This window comes from Alphaproteobacteria bacterium, assembly GCA_019635875.1.
In the GTDB taxonomy this organism is placed as follows: domain Bacteria; phylum Pseudomonadota; class Alphaproteobacteria; order Reyranellales; family Reyranellaceae; genus JAFAZJ01.
On record JAHBYP010000001.1, the window covers coordinates 369,981 to 394,594 of the forward strand.

General features: G+C 69.7%; 27 protein-coding genes. 13 read left to right on the plus strand and 14 right to left on the minus strand.

The genetic code is table 11. From position 1 onward, the window contains the following. Positions 1 to 66 precede the first annotated feature (66 nt). The gene (locus KF889_01870; protein MBX3498163.1) at positions 67 to 648 is read left to right on the plus strand and encodes a ferritin-like domain-containing protein; all 582 of its coding nucleotides are present in this window, start codon (positions 67 to 69) and stop codon (positions 646 to 648) included. Further along, on the plus strand, positions 648 to 1,028 hold the full coding sequence (locus tag KF889_01875; GenBank protein MBX3498164.1) for a c-type cytochrome: 381 nt from the start codon (positions 648 to 650) through the stop codon (positions 1,026 to 1,028). The genes KF889_01870 and KF889_01875 overlap by 1 nt, the downstream gene beginning before the upstream one ends. On the opposite strand, the gene KF889_01880 is transcribed toward KF889_01875, so the two are convergent. Further along, entirely contained in the window at positions 1,001 to 2,587 is a 1,587-nt protein-coding gene (locus KF889_01880) for a HAMP domain-containing histidine kinase (protein MBX3498165.1), read from the minus strand. The two genes, KF889_01875 and KF889_01880, sit on opposite strands and share 28 nt — an antisense overlap. Then, positions 2,584 to 3,291: a response regulator transcription factor gene (locus KF889_01885; protein ID MBX3498166.1), complete on the minus strand. Its 708-nt coding sequence runs from the start codon at positions 3,289 to 3,291 to the stop codon at positions 2,584 to 2,586. Before KF889_01885 ends, KF889_01880 begins: the two co-directional genes overlap by 4 nt. A 307-nt stretch (positions 3,292 to 3,598) precedes the next feature. On the opposite strand from KF889_01885, the gene KF889_01890 reads away from it, so the two are divergent. After that, on the plus strand, positions 3,599 to 4,999 hold the full coding sequence (locus KF889_01890; GenBank protein MBX3498167.1) for an inner membrane CreD family protein: 1,401 nt from the start codon (positions 3,599 to 3,601) through the stop codon (positions 4,997 to 4,999). A 3-nt stretch (positions 5,000 to 5,002) separates the two neighbouring features. Here the strand turns inward: KF889_01890 and KF889_01895 are convergent, their stop codons facing one another. Together KF889_01895 and KF889_01900 are read right to left on the minus strand one after the other, a co-directional pair. After that, positions 5,003 to 5,677, minus strand: coding sequence for a hypothetical protein (locus KF889_01895; protein MBX3498168.1), 675 nt, complete (start codon positions 5,675 to 5,677; stop codon positions 5,003 to 5,005). 11 nt (positions 5,678 to 5,688) lie between these two features. Further along, positions 5,689 to 6,384, minus strand: a complete 696-nt coding sequence (locus tag KF889_01900; GenBank protein MBX3498169.1) for a YafY family transcriptional regulator — start codon at positions 6,382 to 6,384, stop codon at positions 5,689 to 5,691. A 45-nt stretch (positions 6,385 to 6,429) separates the two neighbouring features. Here KF889_01900 and KF889_01905 point away from each other — a divergent pair, with 45 nt between their 5' ends. After that, positions 6,430 to 7,392 (plus strand): EamA family transporter, encoded by a 963-nt coding sequence (locus KF889_01905; GenBank protein MBX3498170.1) that lies wholly within the window; start codon positions 6,430 to 6,432, stop codon positions 7,390 to 7,392. On the opposite strand, the gene htpG is transcribed toward KF889_01905, so the two are convergent. From htpG to dinB, 3 genes are read right to left on the minus strand one after another with little or no spacing between them, the layout of a single operon-like run. Next, positions 7,291 to 9,180, minus strand: a complete 1,890-nt coding sequence (gene htpG / locus KF889_01910) for a molecular chaperone HtpG (GenBank protein MBX3498171.1) — start codon at positions 9,178 to 9,180, stop codon at positions 7,291 to 7,293. The genes KF889_01905 and htpG overlap by 102 nt on opposite strands. Positions 9,181 to 9,192: 12 nt before the next feature. Beyond that, entirely contained in the window at positions 9,193 to 9,672 is a 480-nt protein-coding gene (locus tag KF889_01915; GenBank protein MBX3498172.1) for a hypothetical protein, read from the minus strand. Positions 9,673 to 9,713: 41 nt separating this feature from the next. Further along, the gene (gene dinB / locus KF889_01920) at positions 9,714 to 10,802 is read right to left on the minus strand and encodes a DNA polymerase IV (protein MBX3498173.1); all 1,089 of its coding nucleotides are present in this window, start codon (positions 10,800 to 10,802) and stop codon (positions 9,714 to 9,716) included. Between the two features lie 376 nt (positions 10,803 to 11,178). On the opposite strand from dinB, the gene KF889_01925 reads away from it, so the two are divergent. Further along, positions 11,179 to 12,357 (plus strand): acetyl-CoA C-acetyltransferase, encoded by a 1,179-nt coding sequence (locus KF889_01925; protein ID MBX3498174.1) that lies wholly within the window; start codon positions 11,179 to 11,181, stop codon positions 12,355 to 12,357. Positions 12,358 to 12,382: 25 nt separating this feature from the next. On the opposite strand, the gene KF889_01930 is transcribed toward KF889_01925, so the two are convergent. Next, positions 12,383 to 13,459: a nitronate monooxygenase gene (locus tag KF889_01930; protein ID MBX3498175.1), complete on the minus strand. Its 1,077-nt coding sequence runs from the start codon at positions 13,457 to 13,459 to the stop codon at positions 12,383 to 12,385. A 113-nt stretch (positions 13,460 to 13,572) separates the two neighbouring features. Here KF889_01930 and KF889_01935 point away from each other — a divergent pair, with 113 nt between their 5' ends. Further along, a complete protein-coding gene (locus tag KF889_01935) occupies positions 13,573 to 14,505 on the plus strand; it encodes a LysR family transcriptional regulator (GenBank protein ID MBX3498176.1) in 933 nt (310 codons plus the stop codon). 54 nt (positions 14,506 to 14,559) lie between these two features. Then, positions 14,560 to 15,282 (plus strand): acetoacetyl-CoA reductase, encoded by a 723-nt coding sequence (gene phbB / locus KF889_01940; protein ID MBX3498177.1) that lies wholly within the window; start codon positions 14,560 to 14,562, stop codon positions 15,280 to 15,282. Between the two features lie 141 nt (positions 15,283 to 15,423). Here the strand turns inward: phbB and KF889_01945 are convergent, their stop codons facing one another. Both KF889_01945 and KF889_01950 read right to left on the minus strand, forming a co-directional pair. Beyond that, the gene (locus tag KF889_01945; GenBank protein ID MBX3498178.1) at positions 15,424 to 16,680 is read right to left on the minus strand and encodes a CoA transferase; all 1,257 of its coding nucleotides are present in this window, start codon (positions 16,678 to 16,680) and stop codon (positions 15,424 to 15,426) included. Positions 16,681 to 16,788: 108 nt separating this feature from the next. After that, positions 16,789 to 17,400, minus strand: a complete 612-nt coding sequence (locus tag KF889_01950; protein MBX3498179.1) for a WHG domain-containing protein — start codon at positions 17,398 to 17,400, stop codon at positions 16,789 to 16,791. Positions 17,401 to 17,493: 93 nt separating this feature from the next. Here KF889_01950 and KF889_01955 point away from each other — a divergent pair, with 93 nt between their 5' ends. Together KF889_01955 and KF889_01960 are read left to right on the plus strand one after the other, a co-directional pair. Then, positions 17,494 to 17,898: a DUF2306 domain-containing protein gene (locus KF889_01955; protein MBX3498180.1), complete on the plus strand. Its 405-nt coding sequence runs from the start codon at positions 17,494 to 17,496 to the stop codon at positions 17,896 to 17,898. Further along, the gene (locus tag KF889_01960) at positions 17,898 to 18,353 is read left to right on the plus strand and encodes a class I SAM-dependent methyltransferase (protein MBX3498181.1); all 456 of its coding nucleotides are present in this window, start codon (positions 17,898 to 17,900) and stop codon (positions 18,351 to 18,353) included. Before KF889_01955 ends, KF889_01960 begins: the two co-directional genes overlap by 1 nt. A 92-nt stretch (positions 18,354 to 18,445) precedes the next feature. On the opposite strand, the gene KF889_01965 is transcribed toward KF889_01960, so the two are convergent. Beyond that, positions 18,446 to 19,198 carry an alpha/beta fold hydrolase gene (locus KF889_01965; protein ID MBX3498182.1) on the minus strand — a complete coding sequence of 251 codons (753 nt, stop codon included), beginning with the start codon at positions 19,196 to 19,198 and terminating at the stop codon, positions 18,446 to 18,448. A 179-nt stretch (positions 19,199 to 19,377) separates the two neighbouring features. Between KF889_01965 and KF889_01970 the strand changes: the two genes are divergently transcribed. After that, complete coding sequence (locus KF889_01970) at positions 19,378 to 19,773, plus strand: carboxymuconolactone decarboxylase family protein (protein ID MBX3498183.1); 396 nt, start codon at positions 19,378 to 19,380, stop codon at positions 19,771 to 19,773. Between the two features lie 3 nt (positions 19,774 to 19,776). Here KF889_01970 and KF889_01975 read toward each other — a convergent pair whose 3' ends face one another. Continuing rightward, complete coding sequence (locus KF889_01975) at positions 19,777 to 20,754, minus strand: DUF1499 domain-containing protein (GenBank protein ID MBX3498184.1); 978 nt, start codon at positions 20,752 to 20,754, stop codon at positions 19,777 to 19,779. A 59-nt stretch (positions 20,755 to 20,813) separates the two neighbouring features. Between KF889_01975 and KF889_01980 the strand changes: the two genes are divergently transcribed. Further along, on the plus strand, positions 20,814 to 21,704 hold the full coding sequence (locus KF889_01980; GenBank protein MBX3498185.1) for an EamA family transporter: 891 nt from the start codon (positions 20,814 to 20,816) through the stop codon (positions 21,702 to 21,704). Here KF889_01980 and KF889_01985 read toward each other — a convergent pair. Next, positions 21,701 to 22,135, minus strand: a complete 435-nt coding sequence (locus tag KF889_01985; protein MBX3498186.1) for a cupin domain-containing protein — start codon at positions 22,133 to 22,135, stop codon at positions 21,701 to 21,703. The genes KF889_01980 and KF889_01985 overlap by 4 nt on opposite strands. Next, entirely contained in the window at positions 22,132 to 22,740 is a 609-nt protein-coding gene (locus tag KF889_01990; protein MBX3498187.1) for a glutathione S-transferase, read from the minus strand. Before KF889_01990 ends, KF889_01985 begins: the two co-directional genes overlap by 4 nt. Positions 22,741 to 22,899: 159 nt before the next feature. Between KF889_01990 and KF889_01995 the strand changes: the two genes are divergently transcribed. Further along, positions 22,900 to 23,673, plus strand: coding sequence for a methyltransferase domain-containing protein (locus tag KF889_01995; GenBank protein MBX3498188.1), 774 nt, complete (start codon positions 22,900 to 22,902; stop codon positions 23,671 to 23,673). 18 nt (positions 23,674 to 23,691) lie between these two features. Continuing rightward, entirely contained in the window at positions 23,692 to 24,612 is a 921-nt protein-coding gene (locus KF889_02000; GenBank protein MBX3498189.1) for an NAD(P)-dependent oxidoreductase, read from the plus strand. Positions 24,613 to 24,614 lie beyond the last annotated feature (2 nt).

Below are 24,614 nucleotides of genomic sequence, written 5' to 3' on the forward strand. Positions count from 1 at the left end.
GCATCCTGATCAGGAACTTCCGCGGCGGCGATGCATCGAATAGGGCGGAACCAACGGAGGATCCGCATGAAAGCTCTTCTCCACCGCGCCGTGCCGCGACGTATCCTGTTGACCGATGGCGGCAGAGTCCTGAGCGTTGCCGGGCTTACCGCGCTGGTCGGCGCCGGCGTCGCCGGCCGGTCGATCGCCCAACCCGCACCGGGCCAGGACGTCCAGCTGCTGAACACCGCCATCGCCCTCGAGCACGAGGGCATCGCTGCCTATACGATCGCCGCCGGCAGCGGCCTGCTGAAGCCCGAAATGGTGAAGATCGGCGCCGCCTTCCGTGGCCATCACGAGCGTCACCGTGACGAGCTGGTCAAGGCGGTGCAGGCGCTGGGCGGCAAGCCGATCGAGGCGAAGCCGGACAAGGAGTATGCGATGCAACTCGACGTGGCCAAGCTGAAGAGCGAGGCGGATGTGCTGCGCCTGGCGCTCGGCCTGGAGCGCGGCGCGGCCAATGCCTATCTCGGCCTGATCCCGTCGCTGGGCACCAGCTACCACCAGATCGCCGGGCGCATGGCCGGCGACGAGGCCTTCCACGTCGCAATTCTCGGCCAAGCGCTGGGTGAGCCGATCCCGACGCAGGGCCTGATGTTCGGCGGCTGATGAAACCGATTCTTGCGGCGGCAGGCGCGCTGTTTTTCCTGCTGGGGACCAGCTTGCCCGCCGCCGCCGAGGAGAGTGGCGATGCCGAGCGCGGCGCGACTCTCTACCACCAACGCTGCGTCGGCTGTCACTCGCTCGACGCCAATCGCGTCGGCCCGCAGCATCGCGGCGTATACGGCCGGCAGCCCGCCAGCGTGGCGGACTACCAGTACAGTGCCGCCCTGCGTCGACTGAAGGACCCGTGGATCGACGAAACGCTGGATCGCTGGCTGGCCAATCCCACGGCGATGGCGCCCGGCACGGCGATGGGCTTTCGCGTCCCGCAGGTTCGGGATCGCGCGGACATCATCGCCTATCTGCGCTCGCTGACGGCCAGATGAATGACGAACTCGGTGCTGGCGGCATCTCCCTTGAGCGCGATGTCCCCGCCATAGGCCGCGAGGTTGGCCCGGGCGATCGGCAGGCCCAGGCCGGTGCCGCCGGTCTCGCGAGCGGTGGTAAAGAAGCGGTCGAAGATGCGGTCGCGGTTGCCGGCCGAGATGCCCGGCCCGTCGTCGGCCACGCTCAGGCGGACGCGGCCGCCCGTCACCGTCCAGCCGATGCGCACAGTAGCCTTGAGGCCGACATGCTGGCGCACGTTGTCGAGCAGCAGGGAAACGACCGAGGACAGGGTCTCGCCGTCGATCGCTGCCGTCGCCGGCGGGTCGCTCTCGACCTGGATGGTCATGCCGAGCTCGCGGTGCCGCGCGATCGTGCTCGCCAGCGCCGCGCTGATCTCGCAGCGGGCATCGACGCGCGGCGCCAGCGCATCGGCGTGGGCAAGATCGAGCAGGCGGCGGGTCAGCCGGTCGAGGCGCTCGACATCCTCGACCATGTTGTCGAGGAAGCGCTGGCGGTCCTCGGCCGGCATCGCCTCGAGATCCTCGCGCAGCAATTCGAGCGCGCCCTTCATCGAGGCCAGCGGCGTCTTGAACTCGTGGCCAACTTCGACGGTGAAGTCCCTGATGTAGTCGGCGCGGCGCTCCAGCGTGTCGGCCATGGTCTGCAGCGAGGCCGAGAGCTCGGCGACTTCGCGCGTGAAGCGATGCGGCAGCGGCGTCACCGCACCGCGCTCGCCGGACGCGACGCGGCGTGCCTGGGCGACCACGCGCGTCACCGGGCCGCTGACTGTGAACGCCATGAACGCCGCCATGCCGATGCCGGCAACCAGCATCAGCGCCAGCAGCGCCACAAGCTCGTAGCGCTTGCCGTGCAGCGCCTGGTCCAGGGTGCGCGGCGTGCGCAGCAGCAGGATCGCACCCAGCACGCGGCCGTCCTCGATCACGGGCACGGAGGCGAAGACCCGCACATTGGCGCCGCGGCTGATCGACAGCGGCGAGAGGAATTCCGGCTGCACCGGCGGGCGGCGGCGCATCACGGCGGTGGCGCGGCCCTCCAGCGCGCGCGCCACCTCGATCATGGCATCGAGGGCGCGACCCTCGTCCTCGCCGGTACTGCCGACCACGACGCCGCGATGGTCGAGGATCCGGATGCCGGCCAGGGTCTGGCGTTGCGCCTGCAGCAGCACCGGCTTGATGTCGCCGGCGACCCGGCGCGCCACCTCGTGCGGTGTGGCCTTGGGCATGTCGACGGTGACGACCTCCGGCAGGATAGGATCGTCGGCGAGATCGAGATTGGCCTGAATCGGCTGCCACGGCCCGTCGGGCGGCGGCGCCTTGCTGTGCGGCATCGTCGAGAACGCGCCGTCCGGCGCGGCGCGCAGCCATTCGACGCGGTACATCGCGGCGATCAGCGCGGCCTGGCCCATCAGTTCCGACTCGGTCTGGCGGATCAGTGCGCTTTCGTAGAGCCGCAGCAGCCACACGCCGGTCAGGGGCAGGGCGAGGAGAACGAAGTTGGCGACCAGCAGCAGCGTGCGCAGCCGCGGCCGCCATTTCATCGCGCGATCACCAGCTTGTAGCCGACGCCGTGCACGGTCTCGATCGGTGCGCCGCCGGCGACGGCCAGCTTGGCGCGGATGCGCCGCACATGGCTGTCGATGGTGCGGTCGCTGACATAGCGCCGGTCATCGTAGGCGAGGTCCATCAGATTGTCGCGCGAGAACACCTTGCCCGGCCGCTCGGCCAGCGCCTTGAGCATGGCGAACTCGGTCGCCGTCAGGGTGAGCGCGGTGCCGTCCCAGCTCGCGACATGGGCGTCGAGATCGAGCGACAGGCCGCCGCGTGTCAGCACGCGATGCGGCGGCGGCTCGCTCTCGGCTGATGGCGCGGCGCCGTTCCCTTCGGCGCGTCGGCGCAGCACCGCCTTCACCCGCGCCACCAGCTCGCGCGGGCTGAACGGCTTGACGACGTAATCGTCGCCGCCGAGCTCGAGCCCGACGATGCGGTCGACCTCGCCGTCCTTCGACGACAGGAAGATCACCGGCACGGTGCTGCTGGCGCGCAGGCGGCGGCAGACCTCGACGCCGTCGAGCTCGGGCATCAGCACGTCGAGCACCACCAGGTCGGGCTTCTCCTTCTCGACACCTTCCAGCGCGGCGTTGCCATCGGCCGCCTCGCAGGTGCTGAAGCCTTCCTTGCGCAGGGCGAAGACCACCACGTCGCGGATGTGCCGGTCGTCGTCGACCACGAGGATGCGTGCCATCTGTGCAGGAAACACGCACATCGCGGCGATGTCGAGGCGTCGAGGGGGGCTGCACCGGATTTGCACGGTCTTTCCGGCCATCGCGCACCACCGTGCCTCGCTCGCCGCCGATCGCGGGCGCAGCGTTTCCTTCTCCCGGCGAAGGCGGGGAGAGGGTGCCCATGGGGCGAATGAGGGGCTTCTCGGTGTTTCGACAACGACGACTGTTGTTGTTGCGCGAAGAAGCCCGTCATCCGCCTCGCTGCGCCCGGCGCCTTCTCCCTGCCTTCGCAGGGAGAATGGAACAGGCAGCAGGAGCAGCGCAGCCATGACCGACAGGACCGCCGGCCCGACGGCCTCCACCGGCGACTTGCCGCGACCACTGCCGCCGCCCCAGGTGCGCACGACGCGCGAGATCATCGCGGCCTGGCCCAGCAGCGTGAAGCTTGGCCTGAAGATGACGCTGCTCGCCGCGCTGGCGCTGTGCTACGGCCTGCCGCTCGGTCTGATCGCCGACACGGTGAATGACCGGTCGCGGCTGCTGGCCTCGGCCCGCGCCGAGATCACCTCGTCCTGGGGTCATGCTCAGACCCTGCTCGGACCGCTGCTGCTCGTGCCCCACGATTCGGTGCGCGGTCGCGACGAGGCGCTGATCCTGCCCGACCAGCTCGGAATCGAGGTGGCATTGCAGCCGCAGATCCGTCACCGCGGCATGTTCGAGGCGGTGGTCTACACATCGGAGGTCAAGCTCAGTGGCCGCTTCCGCTGGCAGGAGCGCGAGGGCGACGGCATCGGCGCCATCACGCGGCTGCGCTTCGGCGGTGCGCGCCTGATGCTGGCGGCGGGCGATCTGCGCGCGCTGCGCATCAGCAGCGCCACCATCGACGGCGTGCCGCTCAGCTTCGAGCCGGCGACGCGCGGACCCGACATGGCCGCCGGCCGACAGCGCAAGGCGGCGATCGACGCGGCCATCGCCGGCCTCGACGCGGCGCGCCTGGCAGACGGCGTGCGTTTCGAGATCGCCTTCACGCTCAACGGCAGCGAGCGCATCGCCTTCGAGCCGGCCGGCAACCTCACGGCGGTGAAGGTGAGCGCGCCGTGGCCCGATCCCGGCTTCTTCGGTCCATTCCGGCCGGTCGAGCAGCGCATCGGCGATGACGGCTTCAATGCGCGCTGGCAGGTCTCGATCCTCGGCCGTGGCTTCGGCAACGCCGGCACCTCGGCCGACGGCTCCTCGACAACGCTGATCAAGCGCCTGGCCGACTCGGCCTTCGGCGTGAACCTGGTGCAGCCGGTGACGCCCTATCGCGGCGTCGACCGCATGCTGAAGTACGGGCTGCTGACGGTGGGCATCGTCTTCGCGCTCTATCTCGCCTTCGAGATCGCCGGCCGCTCGCGGCTGCATCCCGTGCAGTACGCCCTGTCGGGTGCGGCGATGGCGCTGTTTCCGTTGCTGCTGCTGTCGGTCGGCGAGCACACCGGCTTCGTCGCCGCCTACGCGCTCGCTGCCGCCGGCGTCGTGGCACTGACCGCCTGGTACACCTGGCATGCCACGCGCCAAAGGCGCTTCACTGTCCTGTTCGCCTCGGCCAGCGCCGCGCTTTTCGCTTATCTCTACCTGCTGCTGCAGGCCGAGAACTGGTCGTTGCTCGGCGGCTCGCTGGCGCTGTTCGTCGCGCTCACTGGCCTGATGTACGCCACGCGCAACATCGGGCGCAGCTCGACATGATGGCTAACGGGGATTCTCCTCGGGGCTGCGTTCCTTGACGAGATTGCTGCCGCCGCTGCTGACGCCACCGCTGCTGCCGCCGGCGGTGGCGGGACCGCTGGGTGGTGGCGGCGGCGGCGGAGGCGTCGGGGCGATGCGTCCGCCGCCGGCCTGGTCGCGGTTGCGGATCGCCAGATCGCGGTTGCGCGTGGCGACGGGATAGCCCGGGCGCAGGCGGATCGCCTGGTCGTACTCCTGGATGGCCCGGTTGTACTGGCGCATGCCGTTGTAGGAGACGCCGCGGTTGTTGTAGGCCTCGGCCAGCCGCGGGTTCAGGCGGATCGCCTCGTCGAGATCCTGCAGCGCCCGATGGTACTGGCGCATGTTGTTGTAGGTCCAGCCGCGGTTGTTCCACAGCATCGCGCCCCGGGGATTCATGCGGATGGCGATGTCGTGGTCGAGCAAGGCGCGCGCGTAGTCGCCCTTGCGATTGTAGGCGTATGCGCGCGCGCCATAGGCAGAGGCGAGATCGCTGCCCTGCGCCCGGCCCGCGGCGATCACCGCGTCGCAGCCCTGGATCGTCTGGTCGTCGGTCGCGTCGCCATAGCACCAGGCGCTGAGCTGGTCGTAGCTCTGGGCTCGTGCCGCGGCGGCGCCGGCGAAAGCGATCACGACGACTGCCAGAGCTGCGCGGATCATCGCGGCCTCCCTCAGAGAGGCTCTTCCATACGCTCCTTGCCGAGCGCCATCCAGCCCCGCAGCAGGGCGGGATCGGACACGAATTGTTCATCGAGCACGGCGGACGCCGCCACGCGCTCGACGCGGAAATGCCGATAATCCTTGCGCAGCTCGCACCAGGCGCCGATCACCGTGACGTCGACGTAGTAGGCCATGGCAATCGGCCAGACGGTCCGTCGAGTGCGTCTGCCCTTCTCGTCGACGTAGGCGATGCGCATCTTCCTGTTGTCGCGGATTGCGCCGCGCAGCGCGCCGAGGTCGATGCCCTTGGCCGGCCGCGCGTTGCCCCCGGATACGTAGAAGCGCGGTGATGACAACTGGGTGCGCAGCTGCTCGGGCAGCACCACCGTCACCTTGTCGAGCACGCTCTCGGCGGCGCGCTGCAGCTTGGCGTCGCGCAGGCGCGGAATCATGCGCGCGCCCAGCACGATGGCCTCGACCTCCTCGGTGGTGAACATCAGCGGCGGCAGGTCGAAGCCGCGGCGCAGCACGTAGCCGATACCGGCCGCGCCATCGATCGGTACGCGCCTGGCCTGCAACGTGGCGACGTCGCGATAGATCGTGCGCGGCGTCACCTCGAGCTTGCCGGCCAGCGTCGCCGCCGTCACCGGCCGCTTGGCCGTGCGCAGGATCTGGATGATGTCGAACAGTCGGTCGGCGCGTCGCATGCCGGGACTCTACTGACAGCACGGTGTCAGGAGCCAGCCTCCATCGTGCCGGGCATGACGCACGACAGCACCCGTACCTGGCTGGGCATTGCGCTGCTCGCGGCGTCCGCCGCCATCTCCAGCACCGCCGGCTTCTTCAGCCGTGCCGTCGCGGTCGACGCCTTCACCATGGTGTTTTGGCGCTGCCTGTTCGGCGGGCTGCTGATCGCCGGCTACCTCCTCTGGCGCCATAGCGGCGCGACGCTTGCGGCGATCCGCGCCGTCGGCTTCGAGGGCCTGATGGCGGCTTCCTGCTCGGCGATCGCCACCATCTGCTTCATCAACGCGCTCACGCGCACGACGGTGGCCGCCGTGACGGTGATCTTTGCCGCCGCGCCCTTCGTCGCCGCAGCGCTGGCGTGGCTGTGGTATCGCGAGCGGCCGGGCGGGGTGACGCTGGCGGCGAGCACGCTGGCACTGCTTGGCGTCGTGCTCACCGTCGACGCCGCGGTCGCTGCCGGGACGATCATCGGTGACCTGCTGGCGCTGGCCATGACCATTCTGATGGCGACGTACATGGTGATCGTGCGCCGCCGGCGCGACGTGTCGATGCTGCCGGCGTCGTGCCTGTCGGCGTTTCTCGCCATGGCGCTGGTCGCGCCGGTGGCGCGGCCCTTCGCCCCGAGCGGCACCGACCTCGCGGTGCTGGCCGGCTTCGGGGCGCAGTTCGGCCTCACCCTGCTGCTGCTCACCTTGGGCGCGCGGCTGATCGCGGCGCCGCGCGCGGCGCTGCTCGGCTCGCTCGAGATCCCGCTGGCGCCGCTGTGGGTGCTGCTGGCCTTCGCCGAGGTGCCGGGCCTGATGGTCGCGATCGGCGGCGCCTTGGTGCTGGCCGCGGTGATCGCCGACGCGCTCTTCAGTCGCGGTTCAGGCGAGGGCCCGGGTCAGCAGGCGCCCGAGCCGGTCGGCGAAAGCGCGGGCGTCGCCCGGACGGTCGCCGTCGAGGACGCGCGCCTCGTCGAGCAATAGGTGCGCGACGTCCTGCTTGAGCTCGGCCCTGTCGTCGGGCAGTGCCGCCACGGCGGCGATCAGTGCATTGCGCGGATTGATCTCCAGCACGGGCTTCGACGCCGTGGGCAGGCGGCCGGCGCTGGCCAGCATGCGCTCGAGCTGGCGGTCGAGGCCGGAAGCCGGCGCGACCAGGCAGACGGCGCTGTCGGTCAGGCGGTCGGAAACCCTCACATCTGCCACGGCGTCGCCCAGCGTGGTCTTCATGAAGGCGACGAAGCCGTCGATCGCGGGCGACGCTTCCGCCTTGGCCTCGTCCTTGGCGTCGAGCAGCGGGATCGGCGACAGGTCGGCGGCGCCCTGGGTGATCGACTTCAGGGGCTTGCCGTCGAAGGCGGCGCCCGATGTGGCCCAGAAGCTGTCGACCTGGTCGGTCATCAGCAGCACCTCGATGCCGCGCGCACGGAAGCCTTCGAGATGCGGTGAGGCCTCGAGCCGTGCCTGGTCGTCCCCGGCGATGTAGTAGATCGCCGTCTGGTTGGGCTTCAGCGCGCCGACATAGTCCTTCAGCGTGCGCCAGCCCTTGCTGTCTTCGGTGGTGCGGAAGCGCGCCAGGCCCAGCAGCTGGTCGCGACGGCCGAAATCCTCGTAGATGCCCTCCTTGAGCACGGCGCCGAAGGCGTCCCAGATCTTGAGGTATTTCTCCGGCTCCCTCTCCGCCAGCTTCTCCAGCTCGCCCAGCACGCGGCCGGTGACGGCGGTGCGGATCGCGCCCAGCATGGGGCTTTCCTGGATCATCTCGCGCGAGACGTTGAGCGGAATGTCGGCCGAATCGACCAGGCCGCGCACGAAGCGCAGGTAGCGCGGCAGGATCTCGACATCGTCGCTGATGAAGACACGCTTGACGTAGAGCTTGATGCGTCCCTTGCGCTCGGGCTCGAACAGGTCGAAGGGCCGCGTGCCCGGCACGTACAGCAGCACCGTGTACTCGTGCCGGCCCTCGGCGCGGTAGTGCACGGTAAGCGCCGGCTCGTCGAACTGGCCCGCGACGCTACGATAGAAGTCGGTGTGCTCCGCAGCGGTGATCTCGTTGCGTGGCTTTGCCCACAACGCGGCGCCGTCGGCGATCTCGGCCGGCTCGGCGCCGGGCTTCTCGACGATGGCGATCGGCACCGGCACGTGGCCGGACTGCTCGCGCACCACGCGCTCCACGGTATGGCGTTCGAGGTAGGATCTCGCGTCCTCCATCAGATGCAGCACGACGCGCGTGCCGCGAGCCGGCGCTTCGGCGGGCTCGGCCGGGGCGATGGAGAAGGTGCCCCTGCCGTCGGACGACCAGCGCCAGGCCTCCGCGCTGCCGGCGCGGCGCGCGATCACCTCGACGCGCTCGGCGACCATGAAGGCGGAATAGAAGCCGATGCCGAACTGGCCGATCAGCTGGGCGCCGGCATTGGCCTCGCCGCCCTGCAGACGCTCGACGAAGGCGCGCGTGCCGGAGCGCGCGATGGTGCCCAGCGCCTCGACCATCTCGTCGCGGGTCATGCCGATGCCGTTGTCCTCGACGGTCAGGGTCTTGCCGTCGGCATCGATGGCGATGGTGATGCGCGCCTTGGGGTCCTCGCCGAGCAGGGCGGGGCTGGCGATCGCCTCGTAGCGCAGCTTCTCGCAGGCATCGGCTGAGTTGGAGATCAGCTCGCGCAGGAAGATGTCGCGCTCGGAGTAGACCGAATGGACCATCAACTGCAGCAGCCGGGCGACATCCGCCTCGAAGGCACGGTTCTCGGACGGTGGTGCGTCTGCGCTCGACATAGACATCCTCTGCTAGCTGGCCTTGGCGATGTTGGCTTCGTGCCCGTCGAGCATCGCCTTCATCTGGGCGTGCAGGGCGTCGTCGCGGATGCGCGGCAGGGTCTTGCGCAGCGCGCGCACCACCCAGCCCTGACCGCGGTTGATGAACTTGACCCGCTCCGGCAGGTCGGCGATCGCCGCCGCCTTCTCGTAGAAGGCGCCGGTGACGGTCGACGGCTCGCCGTCGAGCGCGCGGATCGCTTTGGTCAGCACGGCGCACCAATGCGCCTCGTCGTCGCGCACTGCGGCCATCAGCCCGGCCAGCGCCTCGTTGCCGGCGTCGCGCGCCTCGTGCGCCGTGCGCTGGCAGATGCGCGCGCCGGCGCGCTCGGCCTCCAGCAGGGTGTTGAGGAAGGTGACCAGCTCGTCGCGGGGGGCGAATCCCATATAGGCGTCGTCCATCTCGTGCGCCGAGCAGGCCGACGAGGCAGGCTCTTTGCTATCCTTTGCCATGGCCGACATGTTGGTCGGCAGGGCCGCGCGCGCAAGCCTCGTCATTTCAGTTCCAGGGACATCTGTTGTTCCGCCGGCGCCTCGGCATCCGGCCGATCCAGGTTGTGCAGGGTCACACCCAGCAGGCGCACCGGCTTGACCAGCGGGAAGGCGCCGCGCACCAGCCCCAGCACGACCTCGGCGGCGTCGCCCTTGCTATGGATTGCCATGGGCGCGCTGCGGCTGCGGGTGTGCTGCTCGAAATCGCGGTAGCGGATCTTGATGGTCAGCGTGCGGCCGGCGATGCCGTTGCGCTCGACGTACTTCCAGACGTCGTCGAGCTGCTCGAGGATGGCGCGCTCGACCTCCTGTGGCGTGGTCAGGTCGTCGAAGTAGGTCGATTCGGATCCCACCGACTTGCGCTCGCGATCCGGGGTGACCTGCCGTTGGTCCTCGCCGCGCGCGATGGCGAAGAAGCGCGGCCCTGCCTTGCCGAAATGCTCGGTGAGGAACGCCAGGCTCTGCCGGCGCAGATCGGCGCCGGTGGAGATGCCCAGCCGCTCCATCTTCGCCGCCGTCGCCGGCCCGACGCCGTGGAACTTGCCGATCTTCAGCCCGGCGACGAACGCCTCGCCCATGTCCGGCGTGATCGTGTACTGGCCGTTGGGCTTGTTATGGTCCGAGGCCTGCTTGGCGAGGAACTTGTTGTAGGAGATGCCGGCCGAGGCATTCAGGCCGGTCTGCTCCCTGATCGCCGCGCGGATAGCACGCGCGGTGGCGGTCGCCGACTCGACGCCCTTGAGGTTCTCGGTGACATCGAGGTAGGCCTCGTCGAGCGACAAGGGCTCCACCAGGGGCGTGTACTCCAAGAAGATCGCGCGGATCTGCTGGGAGACCGCGCGATACACCTCGAAGCGCGGCTTGACGAAGATCAGGTCGGGACACAGCCGCTGCGCCGTGAGCGAGGGCATCGCCGATCGCACGCCGAAGACGCGCGCCTCGTAGCTCGCCGCCGCCACGACGCCGCGCCTGGTCGAGCCGCCCACCGCCACCGGCTTGCCGCGCAGCTCGGGATTGTCGCGCTGCTCCACGGACGCGAAGAAAGCGTCCATGTCGACATGGATGATCTTTCGGATGGCGGCTTGGGCCATGACGTGATGATCTTATCGCAGCCTTCCCGGGATGCCGATCTCCGCTCCTAGGCGTGCGCGTTTGCCATGATTTGCCATGGCTGGCGAGACCTTCAGCACCGTGTTGCTCCAGCCTGTGCCGATCGGGATTTCCAATGCAAAGCCAACAGCTTGCCGCCCTTCTGAGGATCGGTTCGGACGATTGTCCCATGGGTCGACCGCCAGCACTATTTCCACCCCTAGCAGTGTCGACATTGGCAAGGCTGCCTGTCGGGCATCACTGCGATGCTCCCGACGTGTGTTGCGCTGCAACATGGACCGTGCGCAAATATCGCGCGAATCAGCAGCAGCGGTGCCCGCCTGTGGGACGGCGGCGCCGACACAACGGAGGGTCCCCATGACCGACATCGTCATCGCCTCGGCGGCGCGTACCCCGATCGGCTCGTTCAATGGCGCGTTCAACAGCGTGCCGGCGCACGACCTCGGCAAGATCGCGATCAAGGGCGCGCTGGAGCGCGCCAAGGTGAAGCCCGAGGAGGTCGATGAGGTCATCATGGGCCAGATCCTGAGCGCGGCGCAGGGCCAGAACCCGGCGCGCCAGGCGGCGGTCAATGCCGGCATCCCGGTCGAAAAGACGGCGCTGGGCATCAACCAGCTCTGCGGCTCGGGCCTGCGCGCGGTGGCCTTCGGCTGGCAGGCGATCCGCAACGGCGACGCCAGCATCATGGTGGTCGGCGGCCAGGAGAGCATGAGCCAGGCGCCGCACGCCGCGCATATGCGCGACGGCACCAAGATGGGCGAGCTCAGGATGACCGACACCATGCTCAAGGACGGCCTGTGGGACGCGTTCCACGGCTATCACATGGGCAACACGGCGGAGAACGTCGCGCAGCGCTACCAGATCACCCGCGCCGAGCAGGATGCCTTCGCCGCGTCGTCGCAGAACAAGGCCGAGGCGGCGCAGAAAGCCGGCAGGTTCAAGGACGAGATCGTTCCGGTGACGGTGAAGACCCGCAAGGGCGACGTCGTCGTCGACACCGACGAGTTCCCGCGCCACGGCACCACGGTCGAGGCGCTGGCCAAGCTGCGGCCGGCCTTCACCAAGGAGGGCGGCTCGGTCACGGCCGGCAACGCCTCCGGCATCAACGACGGCGCCGCGGCGCTTGTCCTGATGAGTGCCGAGGAAGCCAAGAAGCGCGGCGTGACACCGCTGGCCAAGATCGTGTCGTGGGCGACCACCGGCGTCGATCCGGCTGTCATGGGCATCGGCCCGGTGACGGCCTCACAGGTGGCGCTGAAGAAGGCCGGCTGGACGGTGAAGGATCTCGACCTGGTCGAGGCCAACGAGGCCTTCGCGGCGCAGGCCGTCGCGGTCGGCAAGGAGCTGGGCCTCGATCCCGAGAAGCTCAACGTCAATGGCGGCGCGATCGCGCTCGGCCATCCCATCGGCGCCTCAGGTGCGCGCGTGCTGACCACGCTGCTCTACGAGATGCAGAAGCGCGACGCCAAAAAGGGCCTCGCCACGCTGTGCATCGGCGGTGGCATGGGCATCGCCATGTGCGTGGAGCGGTCGTAGTCGGAGCGCCGGGGCTCCCAGAAGATTAGCGCGCGAGCGACTTCATGCGCTCGCGTGCGCCTTCGATCAGCTTCCGCGTGAACTCGGCGGCTGGGCCGCCTTGGCCCAGCGACGCCGCCTGACCCGACCATAGCGGTGAGAAATCGCCCGAGCCCTTGGCCTCGGCCGCCGCGCGCAGCGGGCCGATGCCCGACGTGGCCAGCGGGAAGGCCGGTGCGTGCGGGCTGATCGGGCCCTGCTCGCGCATCACGCGGTTCAGAAGGCCGCGCGCCGGCCGGCCGGTGAAGACGTTGGTGAGCGCGGTCTGGTCGGCGCGCGCCGACTTCAGCGCCGCGCGGTGGATCGGGCTGATGCCGGCCTCGTCACAGAACAGGTAGGCGGTGCCGATCTGTACCGCGCTCGCACCCAGCGCCAGGGCCGCGACCACGCCGCGCGAATCGGCGATGCCGCCGGCGGCAATCACCGGCACCTTCACCGCGTCGGCGATCTGCGGCACCAGGGCGAAGGTGCCGGGCTGGGCGGCGACGTCCTCGGTGAGGAACATGCCGCGATGGCCGCCGGCCTCGTTGCCCTGGGCGATCACCGCGTCGACGCCGTGATCCTCGAGCCATCGTGCTTCCTCGACCGTGGTCGCCGAGCTCAGCGTGATGCAGCCGGCGCTCTTCACCCGCTCGAACAGGCGCCTTTCCGGCAGGCCGAAATGGAAGCTCACCACCTTCGGCTTGAGCTCGACCATCAGCTCGCAGGCCGCCTCGTCGAACGGTGCACGGCCTGGACCTTCGGCGATCTTCGACGGATCGATGCCGAACTCGGCATAGTAGGCGCCCAGCGATTTGCGCCATCCCGCCTCGCGCGCCGCGTCGGGCACCGGATCCTGGTGGACGAAGAAGTTCACGTTGATCGGCTTGTCGGTGCGCTGGCGCATCACGCCGACGCCGGAGCGGATCTGGTCGACATTCAGCATGGCGCAGGCCAGCGAACCCAGCCCGCCGGCCTCGCTCACGGCGGCGCCCAGCGCCGGCGTACCGGAGCCGGCCATGGGCGCCAGGAGGATCGGATGTTCGATGTCGACGAGGTCGATGAAACGGCGGTCGGACCACATGAGCGCCTCCGCGATGGTTGGCCAAGCCTCAGCCTAGGCCTCCGCGCTCATTGCCGGAAGCGATTTGATGGGATCAATGCTATCGTTGCTGCAGATAGCTTTGGGAGCCCGTGATGGACGCCTCCGATCTGCGTGTGTTCGAGGCGGTGGCCCGCTTGGGCGGCATGAACCGCGCCGCCCAGGCGCTCAATACCGTGCAGTCCAATGTCACCGCGCGGGTGCGGGCGCTGGAGGCCGAGCTCGGCGCGCCGCTGTTCGACCGGCATAGCCGCGGCGTGGCGCTGACCGCGGCCGGCCAGCGCCTGCTGCCCTATGCGACGAAGGTCCAGCACCTGCTCGACGATGCCGCGCGCGCCGCGCGCGACGACGGCTCGCCCTCGGGCCGGCTGACCGTGGGCACGCTCGAGACCACGGCCGCATTGCGGCTGGCAGAGCCGCTGGCGCGCTTCGCCGCCGAATGGCCGGCGGTCGATCTCGTGGTGCGTACCGGCACCACGACGGAGCTGATCGACATGGTGCTGGAGCGCCGCGTCGAGGGCGCCTTCGTCGCCGGCCCGGTCGATCACCCTGAACTGCGCGATGAGCCGGTGTTCCGCGAGGAGCTGGCCATCTTCAGCGGCCGCGATCTCGTTTCGCTCGACGAACTCTCGGGTCGCCGCGAGCTGAAGCTGATCGTGCTGCGCGCGGGCTGCTCCTACCGCCAGCGGCTGGAGCACGTGCTGGCGCGGCGCGGCGTGGTTTCCACGCGCCTGCTGGAGTTCGGCACACTGGAGGCGATCTTCAACTGCGTCGCCGCCGGCATCGGCATCACCCTGCTGCCGCGTCAGCTGGCCGGCGGCGTGTGGAGCGCCAGCCGTGTGGCGGTGCATCAGCTGCCGCCGAACGAGGCGATGGTGCGCACGGTCTTCATCCGCCGTCGTGACGCCTTCATGTCGAGCGCGCTGTCGGCCTTCGTCGCGGCCGCCGGTGTGGAGCCTGAATGCTCATCCGCGACACGAAGGCGCGCAGGCACTGCAGCTATTGTCGCGGTGCGCAATGCCGACTAGCAACACGACCGCTTTCAGGGAACACTGGCTGAGAAATCGATCGGGAGGAACTAGATGGCTCGCGTTGCATTGGTCACCGGCGGTACCCGCGGCATCGGCGCCGCGATCTCCAGGATGCTGAAGCTGCGCGGCTATGTCGTGGCGGCCAACTACGCCGGCAACGACGTCGCGGCGACGCAGTTCAAGGAGGAGACCGGCATCCCGGTCTACAAGTTCGACGTCGGCGATTTCGCCGCCGTGCAGGCCGCCGTGGCGCAGATCGAGAAGGACCTCGGGCCGATTGATGTGGTGGTCAACAACGCCGGCATCACGCGCGACGCCACCATGCGCCGCCTGACGCGCGACAACTGGGACCAGGTGATGAACACCAACCTCGGTTCCTGCTTCAACGTCTGCAAGGCGGTGTGGGACGGCATGAACACGCGCGGCTTCGGCCGCATCGTCAACATCGGCTCGATCAACGGCCAGGGCGGCCAGTACGGCCAGGTCAACTACGCCGCCGCCAAGTCGGGCATCCACGGCTTCACCAAGGCGCTGGCCCAGGAAGGCGCCGCCAAGGGCGTCACCGTCAATGCCATCGCCCCGGGTTACACCGACACCGACATGGTCTCGGCGGTGCCGGCCAACGTGCTCGAGAAGATCGTCGCCAAGATCCCGGTCGGCCGGTTGGGCAAGGCCGACGAGATCGCCCGCGGCGTGCTGTTCCTGGTCGCTGACGACGCCGGCTTCATCACCGGCTCGACGCTCAGCATCAACGGCGGCCAGCATATGTATTGACCGTCGTTTACCTTCCCCCGGAGGGGGAAGGTGGCGCGTAGCGACGGAAGGGGGATGTCTCGACGCGATCGCTGTCCGTCTTCGACATCCCCCTTCCGCCCTTCGGGCACCTTCCCCCTCCGGGGGAAGGCATCGGTTCTGCTACTCCTCATCGTTTCCCGCGCTGCCGCCTTCGGCGACGGCGCCTTCGGCCTTCAGCGCCGCGTAAGCGGCGTCGTCGATCCCCAGCTCCTTGAGCAGCGCGCGGTTGTGCTCGCCGATCTTCGGTGCCGGCGTGCGGATCGAGGCCGGCGTGCCGGCGAGCCGCGGCACGACGTGGTGCATGGGGAACTGGCCGACCTCGGAGTCGGGATAGTCGGCGATCAGCTCGCGCTCGAGGATGTGCGGATCCTCCATGATCTGGCGCACGTCGTAGATCGGGCCGATGGTGACCTCTTCCTTCTCGAAGAAGGCGACGTTCTCCGCCTGGCTGCGAGCGCCGACGAACGCACCGATGATGGCGTCGAGCTCCTCGGCGTGCTTCACGCGCTGGGCGTTGGTCATGTAGCGCGGATCGCGATTGAGATCGTCGCGGCCGATCGAGCGGAACAGGCGCTCGGCCATCTTCTGCGTCGAGGCCGAGAGGCAGACGTAGAGCCCGTCCTTCGTCCTGTAGGCGTTGCGCGGCGCGGCGTTGGTCGAGCGGCTGCCGGTGCGCGGCTTGACCTTGCCGTTGAGCCGGTAGTTCGCGGCCTGCGGACCCAGCACCGCGAGCATCGGATCGAGCAGCGGCAGGTCGATCACCTGGCCCTTGCCACCGTTCATCTCGACCTCGCGCAGTGCGATCATCGCGCCCGAGGCGCCGTAGAGTCCGGCCACCGTGTCGGCGAGATACATCGGCGGCAGCACCGGCTCGCGGTCACCGAAGCCGTTGAACGAGGCGAAGCCGGACATGCCCTCGACCAGCGTGCCGAAGCCGGGACGCCTGGCGTAGGGGCCGTCCTGGCCCCAGCCGGAGATGCGCACGATCACCAGCCTGGGATTGCGCGCCAGCAGCACCTCGGGCCCCAGCCCCATCTTTTCCAGGGTGCCGGGGCGGAAGCTCTCGACGAACATCTGGGCCGAGGGCACGAGGTCGAGCAGCAGCTTGCGCGCGCTGGGCTTGCGCAGCTCCAGCCCGAGGCTCTTTTTGTTGCGCGCGTAGATCTTCCAGTTGGTCTCGACGTCGTTGACCTTCCAGCCGCGCAAGGTGTCGCCGGCCGGCGGCTCGACCTTGATCACCTCGGCGCCGAAATCGCCCAGCACCTGGGTCAGCATGTTGCCGGCCACCAGCCGCGACAGGTCGAGCACGCGCACGCCGGCCAGCGGCGCCTTCGCCCCTGGCGTGTAATCCCGTCGCTTCAGCGAAGCCGTCATCATCCACTCCGTACAGTGCTGCCGGCTGGATGATAGCGCGCGTCGCGGCCAGGAGTCGCTCGGCGCGGAAGCGGATGGTGATGTCGGGCGGCTATCGACGTCCCGCAGGCTTCAGTTTTCGCGCCGCGGTCGGCTGAAGGCCTGCATCATCTCGCGTGCCAGCTCCTCGGGCGCGCGGCCGGCGCTCAGCGACTCGGGGATCTGCCGGTCGATCAGCAGATGGGCGATGCCGTGCACGAAGGCCCAGGCGGCCAGCGCCGTGTCGTTGGCGAGGCGGTCGCTGGCGCCGCCGCTCAGTGCCTGGCGCAGGACAAAGAAGCCGTTGCGCGCCGCCTCGCTCAGCTCGGCATGGGTCCGGCTGCTGACGTCGCGCGAGAACATCAGCTTGAAGACGGCCGGGCGGCGCAACGCGAAGCGGATATAGGCCAGTGCCCGGGACCGCATCATCTCGCCGGGCGGGGCGTTGCCGGCCGCCTCCTGGCCATCGGCGGTGAGCTCGCGAAAGCCCTCGGCGGCCAGCGCCGCCAGGAGCGCGTCGCGATTTTCGAAGTGCTTGTAGGGCGCGTTATGCGACACGCCCAGGGCGCGCGCCAGTTCGCGCAGGCTGAGCGCCTCCGGACCCGACGTCGCCAGCACCCGGCCCGCCTCGCGCAACAGCGCGGCGCGCAGGTCGCCGTGATGATAGCGATCGGCAGTTTTCGGGCGGCCGCGCGAAGTTGGCATTGACAACATCTCGAAGTGGTTTATGTTGGCAATGACAACTTAACGGTTCGGCGCCGCGACGGCAACCGTGCGTGCCGGTCCGGGGAGAGCGCGATGACACTCGAGCCTGTCGCCGCCGCGCCGCTGGCGATCCAGGTCCATCTGGTCACGGTGCTCGCCGCCGCGGGGCTGGGTCTGTGGCTGTTGGCGCAACCCAAGGGCACGCCGGTTCACCGCATCACCGGCCGCGTTTGGATGGCGCTCATGGTGGTGGCTGCGCTGAGTTCGTTTCTCATTCCGGCGACACTGCTGCGTGTCGTCGGGCCGTTCGGCGCCATTCATGGCCTGTCGGTGCTGGTCCTGGTGATGGTGACGCTGGCGATCCGGGCGGCGCGCGCCGGCCGCATCCGTGCGCATCGCGGCTTTGTCATCGGCCTCTACGTCGGTGCGATCCTCGGCGCCGGAGGTGGCGCGCTGGTGCCCGGCCGCATGATCTCGCGCATCCTGGGCTACGCCTGATGGAAGGGGCAACGCCCAGCCGCACCGCCCTCGGCGCCGCCATGCTGCGCGCCCAGCACCAGGTGCTCGAGGGCGGCCGCATCTTCCGCGACCCTCTGGCGTTGCGCATCATCGGCGCCGACGCCGAATCACTGCGCGGCGAGGCAGACTCCGTCACGTCGGGCCTGCGCCGCTTCATCGCCGCGCGCTCGCGTTTCGCCAAGGACGCGCTGGCCGACGCGCGCACCCGTGGCACGACGCAGCTCGTGGTGCTGGGCGCCGGCCTCGACACCTGCGCCTATCGCACCGACGCGGCCGACCTGCGCATGTTTGAGGTCGATCATCCTGCGACGCAGGCCTGGAAGCGCAAGTTGCTCGCCGACGCCGGCATCGGGATTCCCGAGGCACTGACGTTCGTGCCCATCGATTTCGAGCGCGACTCGCTGGCGCGCAAGCTCCATGTCCGGCCGAGTTGAATCAACCCTGTCATCCCGAGCGCAGCGAGGAATCCAGGCAGCTTCCCTAGATCCCTCGCTGCGCTCGGGATGACAGGGTTGATACCGCATTCCTAGGCAGCGACACGAACCAGCAGGTTGGCGAGCGGGCTCGGCGCGGTGACCATCGCGTCGTGGCCGGTGGCCAGCTCCTCGACCTGCCAGCCCAGCCGCGAACGCGCCATCTGCAGGTATCGGCCGACCGATGCCATGGCCGGCCGCGTGCAGGCGACGTAGATGCAGCGCAGCCCGTTGCCCAGCGGGTTGGCCAGCCGCAGCGGCGTGGCGAAGGTGTTGGCGGGATGCGGCGTCAGGTTGCTCTCGACCCAGGCGCGCTCGCTGGCGTCGATCACGCCGAAGGCCGAGGCGGGCATCGGCGGCAGGGCTGCGGCGCGACCGGATTGCCTGGTCCCGCCCAGAGACTGGCCGTTCTCGACGATGACGGCGTCGAGGAAGACCAGTCGGCGCAGGCGATGCGGCACGCGGTCGGCGACGCCGCTGATCACCACCCCGGCGTAGCTGTGGCCGACCAGCACCGCGTTCTGCACGCGCCGGCGGTCGAGCAGGTCGACGACCTCGTCGATATGGGTGTCGAGCGTGATGTCGGCGCTGAGCTCGCCGGCGCGTTCGCCCATGCCGGCCAGGGTCGGCGCGATCACCTCGTGGCCGCGCGCTTCCAGGAGTGGCGTCAGCAGCTGCCAGCACCACGCGCCGTGCCAGGCGCCGTGGATCAGCACGAAGGTAACGGGTGCGTCCTGCGCGCGGGCCGGCATGGCGAGCGTTCCCGCCATCATCGCCGCCGTCCCCAGGAATGCTCGCCGTCGCATCGCCGATCTCCTCACGTTGTCCGCGCCCCGGTAGCGCGCCCCTGTGGCGGATCGATGTCACGAGTCGGTGACAGGACCGGGCATCCCGCATGGCGGACGGCCCGTAACGCCATGGGAACGACAAAGTTCCAGCAAGGCGAGGCGCGCGGTAGAACCGGCCGATCGAAAGGGAGACCGCCATGGGCTACGGCAAGCTGATCGAATACGCCGATGCATCACCGGAAGCGCGGGCGGTGATGGACGACATCAAGCGCGCCCGCAACGTGCCCGACGTCAACAACGCCTGGAAGGCGATGGCGCGCCACCCCGCGGTGATGAAGCGCTTCTGGCAGCGCGCGCAAACGACCATGGCGCCGGGCGCACTCGACGCATTGACCAAGGAGCTGATCTACCTCGCGGTCAGCGTCGCCAATGGCTGCCACTATTGCAGCGCCTCGCACAGCGCGCTGGCCAAGAAGAAGGGCGCCAGCGAGGAGCAGCTCGCCGAGCTGGTCGAGATCGTCGGCCTGGCGCTCGAGGGCAACAGCTACGCGACCTTCTACGGCCAGGAGGTCGATGAGGCGCTGAAGGAGTAGGGCTCAGCCGCTCAGCCGCGCGATGAAGGCGCGAATGCGCCGCGCGTTGACGCCGAGGTCGCTCAGCCCGTGGCGCGACTTCGAGCGGATGTCGACGCGACTGCCCGACGGGGCCGGCTTCACGCGGATGACGATGTCGTCCTGGAAGCCGAACCAGGGGGTCACCGCGATCGCCTCGATGCGTCCCTCGCGGGGTTCGACCGCGACGATGTTCCAGCCAAGATCGCGCGCGACCTGCTCGGCGCGCGCAAGCGCCTCGGCTGGCGACCGGGCCAGCAGCTGCGGGGCGATGTCCGGGTAGCCTGTCTTCTGCAGGCGTGCGACCTGATCGCCGCCGTGATCCGCCGCCGTGGTCGCACCGCTCCGCCGCGCCAGCAGGGCGACCAGGCGCGGCGGATCGCGCGTGTCGGTCGTCACGTCGTTGATCGGCGGCAGGCTCTGCGCCGCCAGCCGCCACGACAGCGGTACATAGGCGGCGGCGAGTCCCAGCCCGACGCCGAGCAGGGCGGACAGCACGCCAGGCTTGCCGCTGCCGCGCGGCGCGGCGAGCGAGGCCAGGACGCCGAGCACGATCGCCGCGACGGCGGCGATGGCGGCTATGACGATGACGCTGGCTGGCTCGACATGGGCGACGATGTCGGGTGCGAAGGCCTGGCCGGCGGTGGCGAGGCCCAGACCGATCAGACCCAGCAGCGCGCTCGCAGCCGCCAGTCGATGGCCGAAGTCGAAGATGGTGGCGACGATGCCGCGCCGCGGCCCGGCGGTGGGCAGCAGCAACGACACCGACAGGCCCAGCACAACGGCGCCGACGGCGACATAGGCGCCGATCGTCAGCACGCGCAGCACCATCACCAGGTCGATGTGGCCGTGGCGATAGGCCGGACCGACCAGCAGGATCGCCAGCGCCGAAAGCCAGCCCAGACCGAACGCCACGCGGGCGAGAAACAGCTTGCCCGGACTGGGGGCGCGGCGCAGCGGCATGGGCGAAGCCTAGCATATCGGCTGGAAGCCGCGCGCCGCTCTCTGTAGGGTCGCGCGCCATGACGAGCCCATCGCCGGCGCGCGGCCGCGCCACGCTCAGCGGCCTGGCGGCGATCCTGCTGTGGGCGGCGCTGGCGCTGCTCACCGTCTCGACCGGCACCATTCCGCCATTCCAGCTCGTCGCCATGACGTTTGCCGTCGGCGGCCTGGCCGGCCTCGCCTGGATCGCGCTGTCGGGACGCTCGCCGCTCGCCGCCTTCCGCTGGCCGCCACGCGTCTGGCTGCTCGGCGTCGCCGGTCTGTTCGGCTATCACCTGCTCTACTTCATCGCCCTGCGCCTGGCGCCGGCGGCCGAGGCCAACCTGATCAACTATCTCTGGCCGCTGCTGATCGTGCTGCTGGCCGCACCGGTGGCTGGCGAGCGCTTGCGCTGGTGGCACCTCGCCGGCGCGGCGCTGGGGCTGGCCGGCATCGTCGTGCTGGCGCTGGGTCGCGGCGATCTCGGCTTCGCTGGCGACCACTGGAAAGGCTATCTCGCGGCGCTGGGCTGTGCCTTCGCCTGGTCGCTCTATTCGACCATCAGCCGGCGCTTTGGCGACGTGCCGACCGATGCGGTTGCCGGCTTCTGCGTCGTCACCGCGCTGCTGGCACTGCCACTGCATCTGCTCTTCGAGACCACGGTGCCGCCATACGGCACGACGACATGGCTGGCGTTGGCCGCGCTGGGCCTCGGCCCGGTGGGCGCCGCCTTCTATCTCTGGGACATCGCGGTGAAGCGCGGCGACATCCGCGCGCTGGGCGCGCTCAGCTACCTCACGCCGATCCTCTCGACCCTGGCGCTGATCGTCGCCGGCCGCGCCCAGGCGAGCCCAACGCTGCTGCTGGCGGCAGCGCTCGTCGTCGCCGGCGCCGTAATGGCCGCGCGCGATCTTTGGAGCAGGAAGAGCTAGGCAGGCGGCTCCCAACCCGGTGGCGCGAGCTCGAAGCCGCTGAACTCGAAGGCGGGCGACACCGTGCAGCCGACCAGCGTCCAGTCGCCCAGCGTTTGCGCCGCCTGCCATGCGTGCGCCGGCACGATGCCCTGCGGCGACTGGCCGGCGGCGAAATCGGTGCCCAGCGTGATCGTGCGGCGCGGCGCATTCGGGTCGGCGATCGCCAGCGCAAGCGGTGCGCCGGCGTACCAATGCCAGATCTCGACGGCGTCGACGCGGTGCCAGTGCGAGCGTTCGCCCCGGCGCAGCAGGAAGAAGATCGCCGTCGTCGCGCCACGCGCCTCGCCGGGAGCGGGCGCCGCGCGGAAGGTCTCGCGGTAGTGGCCGCCCTCGGGATGCGGCTGCAGGCCCAGCGCGGCGATCAGCGTGTCGGCATCCACCGGGGTCAGCCCGGCGGCATCGTCGTCTTCATTGATGGACGCTGCGCGAACTTTGCGTACCAGGCCGCCAGCTTCCTGCGCCTGTCGCGCCAGCCGAGATCGGCGAAGCGAAAATCGAGATAGCCCAGCGCGCAGCCGAAGCTGATGTGGCCGATGGTCAACGCGCCCTTGAGCGAGCCGGCCTCCTTCTCCATCGCATCGAGCGCGCCGTTGATCTTGGCCATCTGTCCGGCCGACCACTCCGGCCAGCGCTTGTCCGCTGGGCGCAGGAAGTCCTCATAGCGTGCCAGCAGCGCGGCATCGAGCAGCCCGTCGCCCAGCGCCTGCTGGCGCAGCGCCGTCCAGCGCGCCTTGCCCTTGGCGGGGAACAGCTTCCTCTTGCGATGCTTGCTGTCCAGATACTCGCAGATTACGGGCGAATCATAGAGCGTCATCGCCCCATCGGTCAGCGCCGGGATCTTGGCCACCGGGTTGCGTGCCGAGACCTCGCTCGCCGGTGCGATCGGCGTCGTGGTAACCGTTACCGTCTCGATCTTGCCGTCGAGGCCGGTTTCCTTCGCCAGCACCAGCGCCTTGCGCACATAGGGTGACGACGGCGAATGCAGCAGCTTCATCTTGGCCACGATCGATCCTTTCCCCGGGGATGCGAACTGGTAGTCCGATACCATAGGGCCCGGCACCGGCACCGTCGCGATTTTCTCATCGGGGCGTGAGGGCCGGAGACGGCGACACGCCCGCGAGACGCCGGCGGTCGCAGGCGCTATACTGGCGGCATGTTCAACGACATTGTTGATCTGCGCGATTTCTACGGCGAGAGCCTGGGCCAGGTGACCCAGCGCCTGTTGCGCACGCGCCTGCGCGGGCTGTGGCCCGACGTGCGCGGCATGCGCGTCGCCGGGCTGGGCTACGCCGTGCCGTTCCTGCGCCCGTTCATCGACGAGGCCGAGCGCGTCTTCGCGCTGATGCCGGCGGCGCAGGGCGTGCTGCGCTGGCCGCGCGAGGGCGGCAACCTTGCCGCCCTGGTCGACGAGACCGACCTGCCGCTGGCCGACCGCTCGATCGACCGCATGGTGCTGGTGCACGCGCTGGAATGCGCCGAGCAGGTGCGCCCGTTCCTGCGCGAGGTCTGGCGCGTGATGGCCGATGGCGGCCGCCTGCTGGTGGTGGCGCCCAACCGCACCGGCCTGTGGTCGCAGCTCGAGCGCTCGCCCTTCTCCTTCGGCGAGCCGTACTCGGGCCGCCAGCTGGCCGCCCTGCTGCGCGCCAACATGTTCACGCCGATGCGCGAGTCGCGCGCGCTCTATCTGCCGCCGGTGCGCTCGCGCCTGCTGCTGCGCGCGGCGCCGACCATCGAGCGGTTGGGCGAGCGCCTGCTGGGCCGCTTCGCCGGTGTCACCATCGTCGAGGCCGGCAAGCAGATCTATGCCGCGACCGGCGCGCGCGAGCATCGCCCGGTGCTGGTCGCGCGTCCGCCGCTGAAGGTCGCCTATTCGCGCGACAGGCGCGATGCGACGCGCGATGGCGAGCCGACACCGTCCAGCACGTAATTCGGCGTTCCCGACCCCATGGCTCTCGACCCGCTGACCATAGCGTTGATCGGCTTTGGCGAGGCCGGCACTGCCATAGGGCGCGGCCTGGCCGAGAATTGGCGCGGGCTGCCGCGCCCCGGCGACAACCGCCCGCGCCGGCTGATCGCGATCGATACCGCGCTCGACGTGGATGAACGCGGCCGCAAGCTGGGCCACGAGGCGCGGCGCCTCGATATCGCGATCGAGCGGGCCTACACGGCGGCGCTGGGCGAGGCGGACTTGATCATCAGCGCGGTGCCGGGCGAGTTCGCGCTCGACGTCGCACGCTCGGCCGCGCCGCTGCTGAAGAAGGGCGCCTTCTACCTCGACCTCTGCACCGTCACCGGCGCCATGGCCGAGAGCGATCGCGCTGTCATCGAAGGTGCCGGCGCGCGCTATGTCGACATCGCCGTGATGGGCTCGTTCTTCGGCCGCGGCCAGAAGGCGCCGATGCTGCTCGCCGGTCCCGACGCGCCGCTCGCCGCCGGCTGGATGAACGCCAACGGCTTCGACGTGAAGGTGCTGAGCCCCAAGCCGGGCAGCGCTTCGGCGGTGAAGGTACTGCGCAGCGTGCTGATCAAGGGCGTCGAGGCGCTGGCTGTCGAGAGCTTCGTCGCGGCCCGGCGGCAGGGCCTGCTCGACGAGGTGATGGGCTGCCTGGGCGACGTCGATCACGAGGGCTTCGGCCAGTTCCTCGCACGCATGGTGGAGACCCACCTCGTTCACGCCGGACGACGCAGCGACGAGATGGTGCTGGTGGCGCAGATGCTGCGCGAGACCGGCGTGCCACCGCTGATGAGCGAGACGACCTACAGGGCGCTGCACCGAACCGTCGAGGCGGGCGCCGTCCCGGCCGACGGCAAGGTGCGCTCGCTGGAGGAGACGCTGGCGGTACTCTCCGACAAGGTCTTCGGCTGACC

Coding starts and splice junctions, on each gene's coding strand:
- KF889_01870 (MBX3498163.1), top strand. CDS start 67: ATGAAAGCTCTTCTCCACCGCGCCGTGCCGCGACGTATCCTGTTGACC.
- KF889_01875 (MBX3498164.1), top strand. CDS start 648: ATGAAACCGATTCTTGCGGCGGCAGGCGCGCTGTTTTTCCTGCTGGGG.
- KF889_01880 (MBX3498165.1), bottom strand. CDS start 2,587: ATGAAATGGCGGCCGCGGCTGCGCACGCTGCTGCTGGTCGCCAACTTC.
- KF889_01885 (MBX3498166.1), bottom strand. CDS start 3,291: ATGGCACGCATCCTCGTGGTCGACGACGACCGGCACATCCGCGACGTG.
- KF889_01890 (MBX3498167.1), top strand. CDS start 3,599: ATGACCGACAGGACCGCCGGCCCGACGGCCTCCACCGGCGACTTGCCG.
- KF889_01895 (MBX3498168.1), bottom strand. CDS start 5,677: ATGATCCGCGCAGCTCTGGCAGTCGTCGTGATCGCTTTCGCCGGCGCC.
- KF889_01900 (MBX3498169.1), bottom strand. CDS start 6,384: ATGCGACGCGCCGACCGACTGTTCGACATCATCCAGATCCTGCGCACG.
- htpG (MBX3498171.1), bottom strand. CDS start 9,180: ATGTCGAGCGCAGACGCACCACCGTCCGAGAACCGTGCCTTCGAGGCG.
- KF889_01915 (MBX3498172.1), bottom strand. CDS start 9,672: ATGGCAAAGGATAGCAAAGAGCCTGCCTCGTCGGCCTGCTCGGCGCAC.
- dinB (MBX3498173.1), bottom strand. CDS start 10,802: ATGGCCCAAGCCGCCATCCGAAAGATCATCCATGTCGACATGGACGCT.
- KF889_01925 (MBX3498174.1), top strand. CDS start 11,179: ATGACCGACATCGTCATCGCCTCGGCGGCGCGTACCCCGATCGGCTCG.
- KF889_01930 (MBX3498175.1), bottom strand. CDS start 13,459: ATGTGGTCCGACCGCCGTTTCATCGACCTCGTCGACATCGAACATCCG.
- KF889_01935 (MBX3498176.1), top strand. CDS start 13,573: ATGGACGCCTCCGATCTGCGTGTGTTCGAGGCGGTGGCCCGCTTGGGC.
- phbB (MBX3498177.1), top strand. CDS start 14,560: ATGGCTCGCGTTGCATTGGTCACCGGCGGTACCCGCGGCATCGGCGCC.
- KF889_01945 (MBX3498178.1), bottom strand. CDS start 16,680: ATGATGACGGCTTCGCTGAAGCGACGGGATTACACGCCAGGGGCGAAG.
- KF889_01950 (MBX3498179.1), bottom strand. CDS start 17,400: ATGCCAACTTCGCGCGGCCGCCCGAAAACTGCCGATCGCTATCATCAC.
- KF889_01955 (MBX3498180.1), top strand. CDS start 17,494: ATGACACTCGAGCCTGTCGCCGCCGCGCCGCTGGCGATCCAGGTCCAT.
- KF889_01960 (MBX3498181.1), top strand. CDS start 17,898: ATGGAAGGGGCAACGCCCAGCCGCACCGCCCTCGGCGCCGCCATGCTG.
- KF889_01965 (MBX3498182.1), bottom strand. CDS start 19,198: ATGCGACGGCGAGCATTCCTGGGGACGGCGGCGATGATGGCGGGAACG.
- KF889_01970 (MBX3498183.1), top strand. CDS start 19,378: ATGGGCTACGGCAAGCTGATCGAATACGCCGATGCATCACCGGAAGCG.
- KF889_01975 (MBX3498184.1), bottom strand. CDS start 20,754: ATGCCGCTGCGCCGCGCCCCCAGTCCGGGCAAGCTGTTTCTCGCCCGC.
- KF889_01980 (MBX3498185.1), top strand. CDS start 20,814: ATGACGAGCCCATCGCCGGCGCGCGGCCGCGCCACGCTCAGCGGCCTG.
- KF889_01990 (MBX3498187.1), bottom strand. CDS start 22,740: ATGAAGCTGCTGCATTCGCCGTCGTCACCCTATGTGCGCAAGGCGCTG.
- KF889_01995 (MBX3498188.1), top strand. CDS start 22,900: ATGTTCAACGACATTGTTGATCTGCGCGATTTCTACGGCGAGAGCCTG.
- KF889_02000 (MBX3498189.1), top strand. CDS start 23,692: ATGGCTCTCGACCCGCTGACCATAGCGTTGATCGGCTTTGGCGAGGCC.